General features: G+C 68.8%; 13 protein-coding genes. 7 read left to right on the top strand and 6 right to left on the bottom strand.

Going from position 1 to position 14,440, the window contains the following annotated elements:
* Positions 1-28: 28 nt before the first annotated feature.
* On the bottom strand, positions 29-355 hold the full coding sequence (locus WMF26_RS19545) for a hypothetical protein (protein ID WP_438001556.1): 327 nt from the start codon (positions 353-355) through the stop codon (positions 29-31).
* Positions 356-551: 196 nt separating this feature from the next.
* Between WMF26_RS19545 and gspC the strand changes: the two genes are divergently transcribed.
* On the top strand, positions 552-1,487 hold the full coding sequence (gene gspC / locus WMF26_RS19550; RefSeq protein ID WP_437338577.1) for a type II secretion system protein GspC: 936 nt from the start codon (positions 552-554) through the stop codon (positions 1,485-1,487).
* Positions 1,488-1,495: 8 nt separating this feature from the next.
* On the opposite strand, the gene WMF26_RS19555 is transcribed toward gspC, so the two are convergent.
* Entirely contained in the window at positions 1,496-1,954 is a 459-nt protein-coding gene (locus WMF26_RS19555; protein ID WP_438001557.1) for a hypothetical protein, read from the bottom strand.
* Positions 1,955-2,178: 224 nt separating this feature from the next.
* On the opposite strand from WMF26_RS19555, the gene WMF26_RS19560 reads away from it, so the two are divergent.
* Positions 2,179-2,919, top strand: a complete 741-nt coding sequence (locus WMF26_RS19560) for a helix-turn-helix domain-containing protein (protein ID WP_438001558.1) — start codon at positions 2,179-2,181, stop codon at positions 2,917-2,919.
* Here the strand turns inward: WMF26_RS19560 and WMF26_RS19565 are convergent.
* The 3 genes from WMF26_RS19565 to WMF26_RS19575 form a co-directional block, all read right to left on the bottom strand.
* Positions 2,897-3,397, bottom strand: coding sequence for a DinB family protein (locus WMF26_RS19565; protein ID WP_438001559.1), 501 nt, complete (start codon positions 3,395-3,397; stop codon positions 2,897-2,899). The genes WMF26_RS19560 and WMF26_RS19565 overlap by 23 nt on opposite strands.
* Positions 3,398-3,557: 160 nt before the next feature.
* Entirely contained in the window at positions 3,558-3,953 is a 396-nt protein-coding gene (locus tag WMF26_RS19570) for a cupin domain-containing protein (RefSeq protein ID WP_437947675.1), read from the bottom strand.
* Between the two features lie 212 nt (positions 3,954-4,165).
* Positions 4,166-5,941 carry a rhamnogalacturonan lyase gene (locus WMF26_RS19575; protein WP_438001560.1) on the bottom strand — a complete coding sequence of 592 codons (1,776 nt, stop codon included), beginning with the start codon at positions 5,939-5,941 and terminating at the stop codon, positions 4,166-4,168.
* A 592-nt stretch (positions 5,942-6,533) separates the two neighbouring features.
* Here WMF26_RS19575 and WMF26_RS19580 point away from each other — a divergent pair.
* The 4 genes from WMF26_RS19580 to WMF26_RS19595 all read left to right on the top strand — a co-directional run bounded on the left by WMF26_RS19580 (position 6,534) and on the right by WMF26_RS19595 (position 12,306).
* Positions 6,534-7,034 carry a zinc-binding dehydrogenase gene (locus WMF26_RS19580; protein WP_438001561.1) on the top strand — a complete coding sequence of 167 codons (501 nt, stop codon included), beginning with the start codon at positions 6,534-6,536 and terminating at the stop codon, positions 7,032-7,034.
* A gap of 528 nt (positions 7,035-7,562) precedes the next feature.
* Positions 7,563-9,167 carry a protein kinase domain-containing protein gene (locus WMF26_RS19585; RefSeq protein WP_438002423.1) on the top strand — a complete coding sequence of 535 codons (1,605 nt, stop codon included), beginning with the start codon at positions 7,563-7,565 and terminating at the stop codon, positions 9,165-9,167.
* A gap of 183 nt (positions 9,168-9,350) precedes the next feature.
* Complete coding sequence (locus WMF26_RS19590; RefSeq protein ID WP_438001562.1) at positions 9,351-10,256, top strand: hypothetical protein; 906 nt, start codon at positions 9,351-9,353, stop codon at positions 10,254-10,256.
* 751 nt (positions 10,257-11,007) lie between these two features.
* Positions 11,008-12,306 carry an RCC1 domain-containing protein gene (locus WMF26_RS19595; protein ID WP_438001563.1) on the top strand — a complete coding sequence of 433 codons (1,299 nt, stop codon included), beginning with the start codon at positions 11,008-11,010 and terminating at the stop codon, positions 12,304-12,306.
* 655 nt (positions 12,307-12,961) lie between these two features.
* On the opposite strand, the gene WMF26_RS19600 is transcribed toward WMF26_RS19595, so the two are convergent.
* Positions 12,962-13,576, bottom strand: coding sequence for a dihydrofolate reductase family protein (locus WMF26_RS19600; protein WP_438001564.1), 615 nt, complete (start codon positions 13,574-13,576; stop codon positions 12,962-12,964).
* Positions 13,577-13,949: 373 nt separating this feature from the next.
* Here WMF26_RS19600 and WMF26_RS19605 point away from each other — a divergent pair, with 373 nt between their 5' ends.
* On the top strand, positions 13,950-14,378 hold the full coding sequence (locus WMF26_RS19605) for a CBS domain-containing protein (RefSeq protein ID WP_437338588.1): 429 nt from the start codon (positions 13,950-13,952) through the stop codon (positions 14,376-14,378).
* The last annotated feature ends 62 nt before the right edge of the window (positions 14,379-14,440 follow it).

Below are 14,440 nucleotides of genomic sequence, written 5' to 3' on the forward strand. Positions count from 1 at the left end.
TGTCCCAGATGCGACACGATGTCGCACGTCACCGGTCCTCGCACGTGCCGTCGCGGCAGAGCTGGTCGGATCGGCAGTCGCGCGCGTCCCGGCACCGGAGCACGCAGCGCCCGTCGACGCACTCGTTCCCTGCGCCGCAGATCGCGCTGGAGAGGCACTCCACGCACGTCGCGCTGATGCAGTACCTGAGATCCTCGTCGCGGCGCCGGCACTCGGCATCTCTGGAACAGGGCGCGTTCTGCGGGTCCGGCGCGCATCCCGCGGCCAGAGGTGCGGCGGTCGCGGCGATCGCGGCGATCGCGGCGAGGAGCGCGATGGGGCGGGGGCGCGGTGCGGAGCCTGTCCTTGTCGTCATGCGCCTGCGGGCAGCAACTCCCAAGCCACGTGGGCACGGATGCTGCTCCACCACGGGCAGGCTGCGCTCGCGCGAGGGTCGCGGCGCGCAAGGCGTGCAAGCAACACCCGCGCGGGCGCCCGCGCTCCATCCGTGGCCGCCCTCGGGTCGCGGGGGGCGCCGGCGCTCGCGCGGACACCCGATCTGGAAGACGACGTTGATCCCGGAAGTCCTCATCAAGCGAGCTTTCCCGGCGCTCCTCGGCGGGATGATCATGACGGCTGCGTACCAGCAGGCCTCCGGGATCTCGTACCTCGTCGAGGAAGCGTGGCTCTCCGGGCTGCCCGCGGCTCGGCCGGAGCCGCCGCCGCCGCCGCCCGTCCTCGCGCCCAGCGATCACGCGACCAGCGCGGCGGCGATCCTCGCGCGGAACCCGTTCGACTCGAGGACTGGGCCCCTCACGCCGAGGCCCGCGCGCGAGGAGGCGGACGAGGACCCCGCGGCGTTCGGCGATCCGCTGCTGGATCCGACCTGCGAGGACGCGCGCGTGCTGCTCATCGCCGCCTCGGAGGATCCCGCCTGGTCGTTCGCCACGATCGCGGTGGGGCGAGGGGAGCCGCTCCTCCGCCGGGCGGGCGACGCGGTCGAGGGCCGCTCGGTGCTCGCGATCGGCTGGGACCGCGTGTGGCTGGCCGAGCCGGGGGCGCGCTGCCAGGTCCGCATCGGCGACAACCGGCGCGCGCCGGCGCCGCCCGCGCCCCGCGCCGCGCCGAAGCCGCCGAAGCGCGGCGCGCTCCCGCCGGAGATCGCGTCGAAGATCCGGAAGGTGAGCGACACCGAGTTCATCGTCGACCGGACGGCGATCGATCTCGTCCTGGAGAAGCAAGGCGAGCTCATGCGCTCTGCGCGGATTGTCCCTGTCCGCGAGGGAGAGCGGGTGATCGGCGTCCGCCTCTCGCGCGTCGGGGCCGGCTCGCTCTTGACCGCGGTCGGCCTGCGCAAGGGGGACACCCTCCGGTCGATCAACGGCTTCGATCTGACGGACCCGCAGAGCGCCCTCCAGGCCTATGCCCGGCTGCGCTCGGCGGACAACCTCGCGATCGCCGTCCAGCGGGGCGGAAAGGACATGACGATCGACCTCCGGATCCGGTGAGCTTGCGCTTACAGGTCCATGACCTCGACGTGATCCGACGCGGAGGCTCCCTCCGTGATGCGCAGGAGGCCGTCGAGCAGGTGGCCGAACACGTCGTCGAGGCTGTCGCCGGGCGGCGAGCCCAGCAGCGGCACCGAGTCGCCCCAGTCCTTGACGAGCATCGTCTCTCGCTCCGCCGGCGGCGGCCAGCGCAGGCTGAGGACCGCGCGGGTCCGGCCGCTGATCGCCAGCGCGTCGAGCGGGCGCCCCGCGAGCGAGGCCCGCGCCCGCCGAAGCTCGTCGTGGAGCTTTTGCGCCGGGAGCACCACGCGCTGCCCGCCGAGGGCCCCGGCCGCGCCATGGATCGCCGCGAACTCCTCGCTCGGACACCCGTCTTCGAGGTGGTGCTGGATGCTGTCCCGCAGGAGCGCGTACACGATCCAGCGCTGCTCGATCCACCCCCTGGGTCCAGAGAAGGACAGGCTCATGACCGGATTCTTAGCTCGCTCATTGTTTGAGATCAAACCGATTCCCGCGGCGGACGCCCGGCTCTGGACCTCGCCGCGTCTCCTCGGGGCTCCGCCCCGCTCCGCACCCCGGCGTCCGCTTCGCGGCCGCCCTGGAAGCCCCTCGCCCTCCAGAGCGCCTGAGCTAGCATGGGCGAGCTGATGAACCCGCGGATGTCGACATCCCCCGAGGGAGCCAGCCACCGTTGAGCACGCCGGCGAGGTTGAACGGTACGGTGTTCGCCTCGGAGACGTGGATGCTCTACGTGGGCCCCCTCGTCGCCACGAGGCGCCACGCGCATCACGCGGCCCAGGTCGTCATCGCGCCGCAGGGGCTGTGCATCGAGGACGGCGCCGGCGGACGCCTTCACGCCGGCGCCGCCGTCATTCCCCCACGCATGCCCCATCGACACGGCGCGTGCGCGCACGCTGCGATGCTGTTCCTCGACGGGGACGACGTGGCGAGCCGAGCGCTCTCTCGTGACGCCGAGCCCCGGTGCGCGACGTGGGGCCGCGACGCGATCGACGTGAGCGTCCCCCGCGATCCCACGCCGGAGATGGCGCGCGCCCTCATGGCCTCGATCCTCTCCGCCGTCGACCTGCGTCAGCCGCCGGAGCCGCGACACCCGGCGGCGCGCCGGATGTGCGCCTACCTCGACGGCCCCGACCCGGTCGACCTCGCGCGCCTCTCGCACGAGGCCGGGCTCTCGCCGCGGCAGATGCGTCACGCCTTCGCGCGCGACGTCGGGCTCCCGATGCGGGCGTACCTGCGGTGGAAGCGCCTGCGCCGCGCCATCGCCGCGGTGGACGGGGGAGCGAGCCTGAGCGCCGCCGCGGCCGCCGCCGGGTTCGCGGACAGCGCCCACCTGAGCCGCGTCTTCCGGGAGCAGTTCGGCATGACGCCGACGCAGGGGCTGAGCTCGATCACGTGGCGGACGCTCGACTGACGAGGAACTCGGGGAATCCGTCCCTCCGGCGCGGCATCCCGCACTGGTACATGATGGCGTCCACGTTTCCGCGGTGATGGGTCGTGTGTGTGACCACGTGGAGGATCATCGTGGCGGCGGTCATCGGCACGACCTTTCCGTCGGTGAAGCGCACATCGCGAGGTCGTGAGAGCTCCTCCGGTCCGAGCGACGCCGCGGTATCCACATACCAGCGGTCGATGGCCTCGGATCCGCGATCGAGCTCCTCGAGCGCAGGAAGGACGGCGCTCTGCGTGGACTCGTAGCCGTGCGAGACGCCCTGGAGGTGGGCCTGGAAAATGCGGCTGACGACGTGGATGTGGTCGAGGACGCGCAAGATGAGGTCTGCGCCCTTCTGCGATCCGAAGGCATCGATGTCGCGAAGGGCGGCGAAGAGCTGTCGGTTGGCCCACGCGGCGTGAGCGACGAGCGTTTGGAGTGGCTGGATCGGACGGTTCATGCGTCCGAGCGTGGGCAGCGAGCGGGCTGCACGCTTGAACGCAACGGCGGGCTCGGCGCCGCGTCGGGCCGAGCTCGCGAGCGACGTCGCGAACCGGCAGCCTCTCGGCCAGCACCCCCCGCAGGCGCTGCGGGGGCCCGCCGCCGGGCATCGCGTGGGATCAGCTCGCGCGGTGCTGGGTACCCTCGCCGGGCGTGATGAAGATCATCACGCTCGGCGCGCGCACGATCTGCCCGTGCCAGACGCCGCGGGGGACGATGCACGCGCCCTGATCGCGCAGCTCGATCACGCGCTCGCCGAGCTCGTCTTCCAGCACGACGTCGACCGCCCCGGAGAGCAGGATCAGGACCTCGTCGCCACGGGGGTGGACCTCGCGGTGATCGGGGCTCTTGTCCATGTGAAAGAGGCCCACCATGCGGCCGGCGTGCAGCTCCTCGCGCTCGCCGATCTTCGCCCAGAACTCGGCGTCCACAGGGATCGGCTTCGCGGCGCCGCCGTCGAGGAGCTGCAGATAGGTGTCGGAGAGATGAAAAGCGTGGCTGTCGTGTCGGGTCATGCGCCCACCATGAGCCGTCGCGCGCGCCGGTGATTGTAGATTTTTTTCCGAGCATCCCGGCGCCCTCCACGGAGCCCTGGCGCGCGTCGTCGGGGTCGGGATGGCCATGGCCTGCTCGATCGCCATGACCTGCTCGATCGCGCGCTCCAGCCCGTCGCGCCGGCCCCGCGCGGCGGCGGCGCCGTGAGCGGGCGCACGACGGCGCGCCGGTATCACCGCACCGTGATGTCGGGTCTGGGGGGCTCCCTCATGCCGTCGCCGATGTGGAAGCTGGTGTGCGGCGGCTGGTTGTAAGTAGCGTTCTGGGCCGACACGTTGGCACGGTACTGCGGATCGTGCATCAGCGTGTAGATGCGGCGCCTGGTGATCTGATCGGTGGTGTAGATGCGCAGGCTGTCGCCGCACAGGAAGACGACCTCCTCGCGCCAGTCGCCGAACAGATCCGCGCTGAGCGTCGGCACCGACTTGCTGCCGTTGATCGAGGTGCAGCCGCTCGCGGTGAAGCCCCTGCCTTCGCCGTCGAAGTTCGTGACGGTGTTGCCGTCGAGCAGCTCGCGGCTCTCGTCGCCGTCCCACCAGATCAGGAAGTTCACCTGGCGGGGACGGGAGCCGATGTTGCGACCGCTCTCCGCGCTGAACAGGCCTGCGGTGTTGGTCCAGGCCTCACCTCCGGGGTTGTCGGGCGAGATGTCGTCGGCCGCGCCGCGGCCCGGTCCCTCGCCGTCGCTGTTCGGGCCGCGCCACAGGACCTCGCAGGTGTCCGCATCTCGCACGAAGTAGGAGGGCACGCCGTCCGCTTCGGTCGGCTGAAACACCTCGAGCCCGGGGCGTGAGGGGACCAGGTCGGCGACGTGAATCGCGTCGCCGTGTCCATAGAAGTCGACGGCGCACTTGCCCTTGCCGTCGGGGCCTATCGTCGCGGCGCCAGGGATGATCTCCTGCCTCAAATCGCCGTCCGTGTCCGCCGCCATGACGCTGTGTACGCCCTTGCCGGCGAAGGCGCCGTTGCCGTTCGCGGACGAATCGAAGCTCCACAGCAGGCTCAGCCGGCCTTCGCGGTAATTGTATGCTCCGAACGTCGTTCGGGCGTAGTAGCCCCGCTGCATGACGACGCTCGGCTGGCCCGAGTCATCGAGGAAGGCCAGCGTGGCGTTGTAGCGATCCGAGCGGTTTCCGTTGTTGTCGCCGAAGCTGCCGCTCGTGATGGGGGCGTGGTACTGGATGGTCGCGAGCTCCGCGCCGTCGACGCCGCTGAAGACCGTGAGGTATTCCGGTCCGCTCAAGATCTTGCCCGCCCCGTTGCGGTAGTCTCGCGCGTCGTCATCGTCGGCGGCGGGACCGGTGTGCAGGAACGCTCCCTTCCCATCGCGTGTGCCGGGCGCTGTCTTGACGGCGATCTCGGCGCGGCCATCGCCGTCCAGGTCGTAGACGACGAAGGGCGTGGTGTGCTCGCTCTCGCGGATGTTGATGCCCAGGTCGATGCGCCACAGGAAGGTGCCGTCGGTGTCGTAGGCCGCGAGCTTGGGCTGGCCGGTGCGGCCGTCTTGCGACGGATCGCGCGGGTTGTTCTGCTCTTTGACCACGAGCTCGTAGTCGCCGTCGCCGTCGAGATCGCCGGGAGAGGCGTCGCCGGCTTGGTAATTGTCGGGTGTTTTGAGCGGAATGGTGAGATAGTTTCGCGCCCACGTGGGTGTGCCCGAGTCCCCGCCGCGCGTGTTGGCCGAGTCGCCCTGCTCGGCGCCATCGATCACGGCTCGGACGGTGTATTTCGCGTCTCCGGGGGCTCCCGAGTCGAAGTAGTTTGTCGAGTCGGTGATGGGAGCGTCGTTCACCTTGGCGCCGTCGCGGTAGACGTTGAACCCGATCTCGGGATCCTCGTAGCCCATCAACCGCCAGCTGATGAAGTTGCCTTCGCCCGAGCGCACGGCCACCACGCCACGGCACAGGTTCTCCAGCGCGACGTGGCCGGTCGCGGCGGCCGGCGTCACGCCGCAGATGGACTCGCCTGGGCTGTCGGTGCCGCCCGTGCCGGGGTCTCCGCCGCCCGACGCGCCGCTGGACGTCTGCCCCGCCGCGCCGCTGGATGTCTGCCCCGCGGCGCCGCTGGACGACTGCCCCGCGGCGCCGCTGGACGTCTGCCCGGACGCGCCGCTGGATGTCTGCCCTGACGCGCTGCCTGCATTCGGAGCGCCGCCGGAGCCGTCATCGCCCGACTCGGACCCGCCGCACGCACCCAGGGCTCCCGCCACGACCAGGGCCATGGTCCCATAAGCAATAGCTCTCATTGTAGTACTCGCCTTTCAAGCCAATCGAAAACGAGACGAACGCCGGCGCCGGCGCTGCCGGACGTGGCGCGCGTGAGCTGGTCGCGGATCACTCCGAGACCGAGGGCCCGCTGAGCCGCCGCTACGGAACGTCCGAGATCACCGTTTCCAGAGCTCGACGTGGTTGTGGGATGAGGTGCTGGCTTTCGGTCACCACTTGGAGGCGTCCACTCAACTTTTTTTGATGGCGCATCCCGGAGGAGCCGCAGGAGTGGAATTTTGTTGTGGTCGGGCGGGATGGTAGGCTCGACGCGCCATGACGTTCTTGCTCCCGCATCCCGGCGCCGAGCGCGTCTTCGCGGTCGATCCCATCGCCTACCGGGCCGAGGCCGCGCGCAGGCTGGGCGCGCACGACGCTGCGCCGACCTCCGCCGCCGTCGCGGAGTGGACGGGCGGCCGGGGCGTCGACCTCGTGCTCGAGGCGACGAACTCGCCCGACGGCTTCCACCATGCGGCCGAGGCCGCGCGCATCGGCGGGCGGATCCTGCTGGCGGGCATCCCCGAGGGCGACCGCTATTCGCTGCCGGCGGCGCTGTGCCGACGCAAGGGGCTGAAGGTCAAGTTCTCCCGACGCATGGGGCACGTGTACCCGCGGGCGATCCGCCTCGTCGCCGAGGGGGCGGTGGACGTCGAGCCCATCGTCACCCACCGATTCGACCTGTCGGACGCCGAGCGGGGCATCCGCCTCCAGGCCGACTGCCAGGATGGGGCGCTGAAGTCGATCATCGTTCCGGAGGACGGCGACGCGCCGTTCTGAGCCGGGCCTCCCAGTAGATCGCACGATCATCGACAGCACAGCTCCGGAGTCTCTCGCCGCTGCTGACGAGCGGCTGCTGAATGCCGTGCTCAGCGCGCGCACCGGCTTCCGACGCACGCCCGAACCGACGGCGCGTGCTTCGCGCTGTGCGCAGCGACCCAGACGGACGTGCTCATGAGCCGGTACATCGACGTGAACCGCCTGGTAAAGACGGGACAGGTTATGGATGGGACGTGCGGACGTCCGGCGCCGATGTTCACGGGGCGTCGATTCTCCACGTGACGTTCAGGCCAATAACGCTTCTCGGGGCGGGCTAGGCTGTCTGCTCAGGTACTCGAAATCCATGCGTTCCCTAGGGTGCGGCATGGAAGACTCCTTGGACATCTGACCGTTACGGCGGAGGCAGAGCGTCAATGCATCGGATGGGAAGGTCGCGGTGACGCTGCGCGCGCAGGGCGAAGGACCATTTTCATTCGACCCAGGGAGCCTCGCGCGCTACGGGTCTGGAGAGGAGGGAGAGTGGCCGACATGATCGAGGCTACCACCATACCTGTCTGGGGCGGACAGATCATCGCCGGGAAGTACCGGGTTGAACGCGTGCTCGGCGCTGGCGCGATGGGCGTCGTCGTGGCGGCGATGCACCTGGATCTGCACGAGCTGCGGGCCATCAAGGTCATGCTCCCGACTGCCCTTTCGGACGCCGAGGGCACCGAGCGCTTCCTCCGAGAGGCCCGCGCCGCAGCGCGCCTCAAGAGCGACTACGTGGCCAAGATCCACGACGTCGGCCGACTCGAGACCGGTGTGCCGTACATCGTGCTGGAGATGCTCTACGGCATCGATCTGAAGACCGTCCTTGACCGGGAGGTGGTTCTGCCGGTCGATCGCGCTGCGCGCTATATCGTGCAAGCGTGCGACGCCATCGGCGAGGCCAACGCGATCGGCATCGTTCACCGCGATCTCAAGCCGGCGAACCTGTTCCTGGCCAGCGGCCCGCGCGGTGATGAGCGCGTGAAAGTGCTGGACTTTGGCATCGCGAAGGTCGCCGATCCAGCCTTCGACGGCGTGGAAGCGACGCGGACCAACACGGTCCTCGGGACTCCACTTTATATGTCGCCCGAGCAGATGCGCGGGGCGCGCAACGCGGATGCGCGCAGCGACGTGTGGGCGCTGGGCGTGATCCTGTATCGGATGCTTGCGGGCCGCGTCCCGTTCTCGGGCAGCACGATCACGGAGGTCTGCTCGGCGGTGCTCGCTGACAGCCCCGATTCGCTGCGGGCTGTGCGGCCCGATGTGCCACCGGGTCTCGAGGCCCTGATCCTGCGGTGTCTCGAGAAGAACCCGGCGGCCCGCTTCGCGGATGCCAACGAGCTCGGGGTGGCGCTCGCCCGGTTCGCGGCCGGCACGGCCACCGTGAGAGCGCCGTTCCCCCACGACGCCACGAAGATCGCCGACGCACCTGCGCCAGGCGTGGCCGCCCTGCCCTCGAGCAGCGCCCTGGTCCCCCGGCCACCGGCGCCGCGGCATGGGTCGATGCTCGAGCCGGCACATGCACCACCGGCGGCTTGCTTGCCGTTGCCTGCACCGACAAAAGCGCCCGCTGGGCAGCCCGCACCGGTGCTCCTGCCGTACGGGGCGAGCGCTGCTCGTTTGACCGAGTCGATTCGGACGGTGACCGCGTCATGGACCAGCGCCCCTGACGCCTCGAGAAGGGCCGATCGGCCGCTCACGACGATGTCGCGAGCAGCTCTGGTGATCGGCGTAGCAGCGCTCCTGACGTTGGCCGGCGGCGGCTGGGTTGCTTCGCAGCAGCTCAGGGCCGCAGCCGACACGGCCGCTCCGAGAAACGCAGACGTCGCGCACCAGGCGTCCTCTTCGGCTCACACGGTGCGGCTCGCCGAGCCTGCAGCGGACGCCTCCGTGATGGAACCGCCGGCGATGAACAACAAGGCCGCCGTACCCGCTCCCATGAGCAGCGCCAGCGCCCCGGCCGCGGCGTCACGGTCATCCCTACCGCCGGCGAGCGCCATGGCCGCGACGCCACAGCCGGCACCGGCGCGAAGCACGAGGTCTCGCGCCCCCGGGACGACAGGCAGAAGGGTCGGGGATGACGGTTTTGGCGGAGGCCGTTACTGAGTCGGAGCCATGGAACACGGGGGCAAGATGAAAGCGAGTCGAACGCGACACGTCCACGGGCACCTCACGGCGTGCATCGCCTTGGCAATAACGGTCCAGGCGGCGCCTTCAGCGGCGCAGCGCTCGCCTCCTGCGGCGCCTTCGAGCGCGCAGGCCTCGCCCCATGTGGCGGAGGCGCAGGCGTTGTTCGACGAGGCCCTCGCCTTGATGAAGAACGGCAAGTACACCGACGCGTGCCCGATGCTGAAGAAGAGCCATGAGCTCGACCCAGGAATGGTGACCCAGTACCGCCTCGCGGAATGTTATGAGTCGGTCGGACTCACCGGCAGTGCGTGGTCCATCTTCCTGGAGGTCGCCGAGAGCGCTAGGGCGGCCGGCCGCAGCGACCGCGAAGCGCGGGCGAAGGAACGCGCCGAGGCGTTGAAGCCGAAGGTGCCGATGTTGCTCCTGACGGTCCCCGCGGAGATCGCGAACCTTGTAGGTCTGCGGGTGGAGCGCGACGGCGCAGACGTCGACCCCAGCACGTGGAACGTGCCTGCCGCGATCGATCCCGGGGAGCACACGATCCGGGCGACGGCCCCGGGCAAGAAGGCGTGGGAGCAGACGGCGCAGGTCCTCGCGGGAGCGACCTTGGAGGTCCGCGTGCCCGTCCTGAAGAACGACGCTGGCGTTGCGTCTGCCGCTGCTGCACCGGCACCAAGGCCGGCGCCGGCACCGGCTGGAGCCGGCATGAACGGGTTTCACCTCGGCGCGATTGCCGCAGGTTCCGTGGGTCTTGTTGGGATCGGCCTTGGCGCTGGCTTCGGATTCAAGACACTTTCGCAATGGGACGCGGCGTTGTCGCACTGCAAGGATCGCGACAAGAGCCGGTGCGATGACGAGGGGATCGCCCTCGGCGAGGACGCGCGCACCTCGGCTGCAATATCGACAGCAGGGTTCGTCGTGGGCGGCGTCGGAATCGCCACGGCCGCGATCCTCCTGAACCTGGCCCCAAAGAGCGGCCCGGCCGCGAATGGCAAGGCGGGATTGCAGGTGACGCCGGTGATCGGGCAGAACGGGATGGAGGCGGTTCTCCGAGGGAATTTTTGAGATGCACGCGAAGGCCGACCGCGGTGCGGGGTATTCCCGGCCGACGCGACGGCCGACTCCGAGCGCACGTGACGGCTCGTTACAACGGGACGTGACGGGGCGTTAGCGGATCAGCGCCTCTTTCTGGGACGATATTCCTGCGGATTCGCCGATGCCTTGCACATCCTGAACGATGGAATGTTGATCACGGGCTTGCAGTCCCGCACCGTGGCCGCAGCCCGGGCGTCCGCCTCGGTGTGGTTCGCCGGGAGCGCCACGAGCGTTCAGGGCGATGTTCCTTGGATGCGCTAGAGCTTCGTTCCATGGATGATCGGCATTGTCATGCTACAATCATATTCGTGTTCCTCGCCTGCTCTCTCAGCATACGATCCGCACGTTGAGCGCACCGACATGATTCAATCCATCCTTGGTCGGTCGCCAGCGGAACGGTCGTAAACGCTGGAGTCGATCCGATGGGGCCCCGCACGGGATCCACAGATGCTCGCAGGGTTGAGGCGGTGTGAACGCCGGCGGGCAGGTGCTTGAGCTCAATCAACCGCGAGAACCTTTGCAGCGGTAGGGCGGCTCGGCGAGCTCGGCACCGCGCGGAGGTGGCCGCTCGGTGACTGGACGGACTCCGCATGGCGTAATGTGTCTGTTTGCGTAGACGGCTGTGGTTCGGACGCCGTCTACGTCTCGTTGGAAGTGAATGTGAGGTCGTGGCCTTGCAGATAATGTAGATATTGTGTTTCGAGCGTTGGGGGTGGATGTGATGGTGAAAGTGGATGGTCGGTTTGTTTTTATGGGGTTGTTCACTGGAGCGCTCATTGCCGGCGCGGGGTGTGGTCGCATCGTTGGCATTTCTGACCTGTCAGGTGACTCTGGCGGGGGTACAGATGGGCGGGGAGACGCCGGTGCAGGCGGAGCCACGACCGGCGGAGGCATCGGTGGAGGTACCGGCGGCGGCGCAACGATGGCGGTGTACGCGTGGGGAGCCAATCAGTTCGGCCAGATCGGTGATGGCTCCACGGTGAACCGCGCGAGCCCTGTCGAAATCACTGTATCACCACCGGCGGGCGTGAACGTGAAGGCGGTCTCTGCGGGGGCGAGTCACAGCCTGGCCTTGTTGACTGACGGGACGGTGATGGCTTGGGGCAACAACCAGTTCGGTCAATTGGGCGTCGATTCCGGTGTGGCTGCTATCCCGGTTCCAACGGTTGTTGGAGGTCTCGTTGATGTCAAGGCCATCGCCGCTGGAGGGTATATAAGCATGGCCCTCGATATCGACGGCAAGGTCTGGGTGTGGGGAGATAACTCTTATGGTGAGTTGGGTGACAGCTCAAGCGACCATGAGCCACACTCGAAGCCGACCATGGCATATATAGATGATGTGGACGCCATCGCGGCGGGGCAACAGCATTGCCTCGCGCTCAAGAAGGACGGCACGGTGTGGGCTTGGGGGAGCAATAGCTCTGGTGAGCTCGGCGACGGGACCACGACGGACAGTCACATCCCCATCCAGGTCACTGCCCTCTCTGATATTTCTATTGACGAGATTGTATGTGGTTCCTCGCATAGTGTGGCGCTCGGGAAAGGGGTCGGCGTCTATGCCTGGGGGCGCAACGAAGTTGGGCAGGTGGGCAATGGGACAGAGACGAATGTCCTGCTGCCCGCGCTTGTGCGGGGGCTGGAGGGGGCCGAGGTGACCCATGTTGCTGCCGGAGGGTTCCATGGGCTGGCGCTGTATTCCAATGGTAGGGTGATGTCATGGGGATACAATGGATCCGGCCAGCTTGGGGTTGTTAATGTAGATGAAAATAGGAGCCTCACGGCGGTCGAGGCTCAGGCGCCAATCACTGTCAAAGTCAATGCGATCGCCGGAGGAGCATACAATAGCGTGGCGCTGGCAGAGGACGCTACAGTCTGGAGCTGGGGGCGTGGCGAGTTCGGCGCGCTGGGCAACGGTGAATTCAAGAGCTCATCGGTTCCAATACAGATTCCTGATTTTCGCGGCGTGAGCAGCATCGACGCACACGGCGGCGATCACGTGCTCGCCCTCGTCGCCCGCTAGTACTACAGTTGCAGTTTGCTGCCTGGCGAACTGGCGCGACCCTCCAAGCCTCGGGCAGATCAATGTTCGGGCTTGGCGGGACGGTGGGCACCCGGGCCCCGCAGCTTGCGCCAGATTCGTGCGAAGCTACAGCGTGACTTGAGCTCAATCAACCACGAGAACCTCGCAGGGTAGGGCGGCTCGACGACCTCGGAACCGCGCGGAGGTGGCCGCTCGGCGGCCAGATGGCCGCCTTCTTCCTGCGGGCGGAGTCAGACCTTCCCGATACGGCAGGATATTGTCCGCGCGAGCTTGCTCACCGCTTCGGTGACACCGGCAGCCCGAGCAGCCGCCCGATCGCCTCGTGAACTACACGGGCCGCCTCCTCATCCCCGAGGGCGACGGCGCGGCTCAGAGTGCCGGCGAGCGAGGCGACCACGGCGGCCCGAGGCGACGGGTCGGCTGGCGCGAGCACGCCAAGCCCCGGGCTCACTGGTTGGTCCCGGGTTGGGTCCATGCCCTCCGAAGGGGGGCGATCAATCGCCTGATGCCCCCAAAATCGCGGCAAATGCGATGGATCGCGACGGTTCGCCACGGCAAATTCGTCGCCCAAGTTCGTCCCTGGTGACGGAGAAGAAGAAGGGAGCGAACGCTGCCGCGCGTCGCCCGCGGCTGCTCAACCGTCGAGCAGGAACGAGCCGAACGTCGGCTCGCCCGCGCGCCGGTAGGTGTTGAGCACGACGCCCCGCCCGGTCGCGCGCGTGGCCCGGAGCTCGAAGGCCGTGGGCGCGACGCGCTCGAAGAGGCGCTTGCCGGCGCCGAGCACGACCGGGAACGTGAGCACGTGCAGCTCGTCGACGAGGCGGTACGAGAGCAGCGTCTGCGCGAGGCCGGCGCTGCCGTGCACTTGCACCTCGCGCTCGTAGCGTTGCTTCAGGCCGGCGACGCCGGCGACGACGTCGCGCTCGATCGTCGCGGGGCCCCACTCGGCGCGCCCGAGCGTGCGGCTGGCGACGTGCTTGGGCAGCGCGTTCAGGGCGCTGGCGATCGGGTCGGCCGGGTCGGTCACGCGGGGCCAGTGCGACGCGAAGATCTGGTAGGTGCCGCGCCCGAGCAAGAACGCGTCGGCGCGCTTGAACACGTCGACCATGAAGGCGCCCAGGTCGTCGTCGAAGTGGGGCCGCACCCAGCCCTCGTAGGTGAATCCCCCGCTCGGATCTTCGCCCGGCCCGCCGGGGGCCTGCATCACGCCGTCGAGCGTCACGAACGTCGTCATCGTCAAGATCGCCATGGCTCACGCTCCTCGGGGCGCAGCGGGACGGTCCGCCGCGGCCTCTGTCTCTTTGACCCCTCGAGCCGCCGAGGATCATCGGCCCGACGACGATTTCTCCCCGCGGCCGGCGCCGGCTCGGGCGACGCCGGCACGAGGTCAGCCTGCGGCTGGGGTAGGGCAGGGGACTGACCAGACCGAGCGCTGGAGAGCGCCGCCGCCTCGTGCCCGCTCGGTCGTCGCGGGATCGCATCTCGCGCCATCCCCTGTTCGTCGCGAGCTCGACACCCGTGCCTCGCGGCGCGATGGCTCGTCATTTGCTGGTGCTGGATCTCCAGACGAGACGATGGGCGTCTCGAACACGAAGCGGAATTCGATGCCAGGAGGAGAGACCATGAACTGCTCCGAGCTCATGAAGACCGACGTGGCGTGCTGCAAGGCGGGCGAGCCCGTCGAGCGCGTCGCCGAGCTGATGCAGTCGCGGAACATCGGCTTCGTTCCGATCTGCGGCGATGACGGCTCCGTCATCGGGACCCTCACCGATCGCGATCTCACGATCCGGGTGCTCGCGGAGCACCGTCAGGCCGCGTCGACACGGGCGGAAGACGTCATGACCAGAGAGGTCGTCTGCTGCCGTCCGGACGAGGACGTGAACGTGGCGGCGAGCCTCATGAGCAACCACAAGAAGTCGAGGATCGTCTGCGTCGACGACCAGAAGCATCCTGTCGGCGTCATCAGCCTGTCGGACATCGCCGACAAGGACGGCGGGGCGAGGTCGTCAGCGCTCTTGAGCTCGATCTCTCAGCGAGAGGCCCGCGCGTAGCGCCCGCCGCGCCGCGCTCGTGCCGCTCGTGCGCCAGGGCGGCCCGCCGCGCGCCGGCGGGC

Source organism: Sorangium sp. So ce185, assembly GCF_051526825.1.
GTDB classification, from domain to species: Bacteria; Myxococcota_A; Polyangia; order Polyangiales; family Polyangiaceae; genus Sorangium; species Sorangium cellulosum_D.

Bases quoted from the DNA above. Each gene is read 5' to 3' on its own strand.
- WMF26_RS19570 (WP_437947675.1), bottom strand. From the start codon at position 3,953: ATGACCCGACACGACAGCCACGCTTTTCATCTCTCCGACACCTATCTG.
- WMF26_RS19580 (WP_438001561.1), top strand. From the start codon at position 6,534: ATGACGTTCTTGCTCCCGCATCCCGGCGCCGAGCGCGTCTTCGCGGTC.
- WMF26_RS19605 (WP_437338588.1), top strand. From the start codon at position 13,950: ATGAACTGCTCCGAGCTCATGAAGACCGACGTGGCGTGCTGCAAGGCG.
- WMF26_RS19585 (WP_438002423.1), top strand. From the start codon at position 7,563: ATGATCGAGGCTACCACCATACCTGTCTGGGGCGGACAGATCATCGCC.
- WMF26_RS19600 (WP_438001564.1), bottom strand. From the start codon at position 13,576: ATGGCGATCTTGACGATGACGACGTTCGTGACGCTCGACGGCGTGATG.
- WMF26_RS19565 (WP_438001559.1), bottom strand. From the start codon at position 3,397: ATGAACCGTCCGATCCAGCCACTCCAAACGCTCGTCGCTCACGCCGCG.
- WMF26_RS19545 (WP_438001556.1), bottom strand. From the start codon at position 355: ATGACGACAAGGACAGGCTCCGCACCGCGCCCCCGCCCCATCGCGCTC.
- WMF26_RS19595 (WP_438001563.1), top strand. From the start codon at position 11,008: ATGGTGAAAGTGGATGGTCGGTTTGTTTTTATGGGGTTGTTCACTGGA.
- WMF26_RS19555 (WP_438001557.1), bottom strand. From the start codon at position 1,954: ATGAGCCTGTCCTTCTCTGGACCCAGGGGGTGGATCGAGCAGCGCTGG.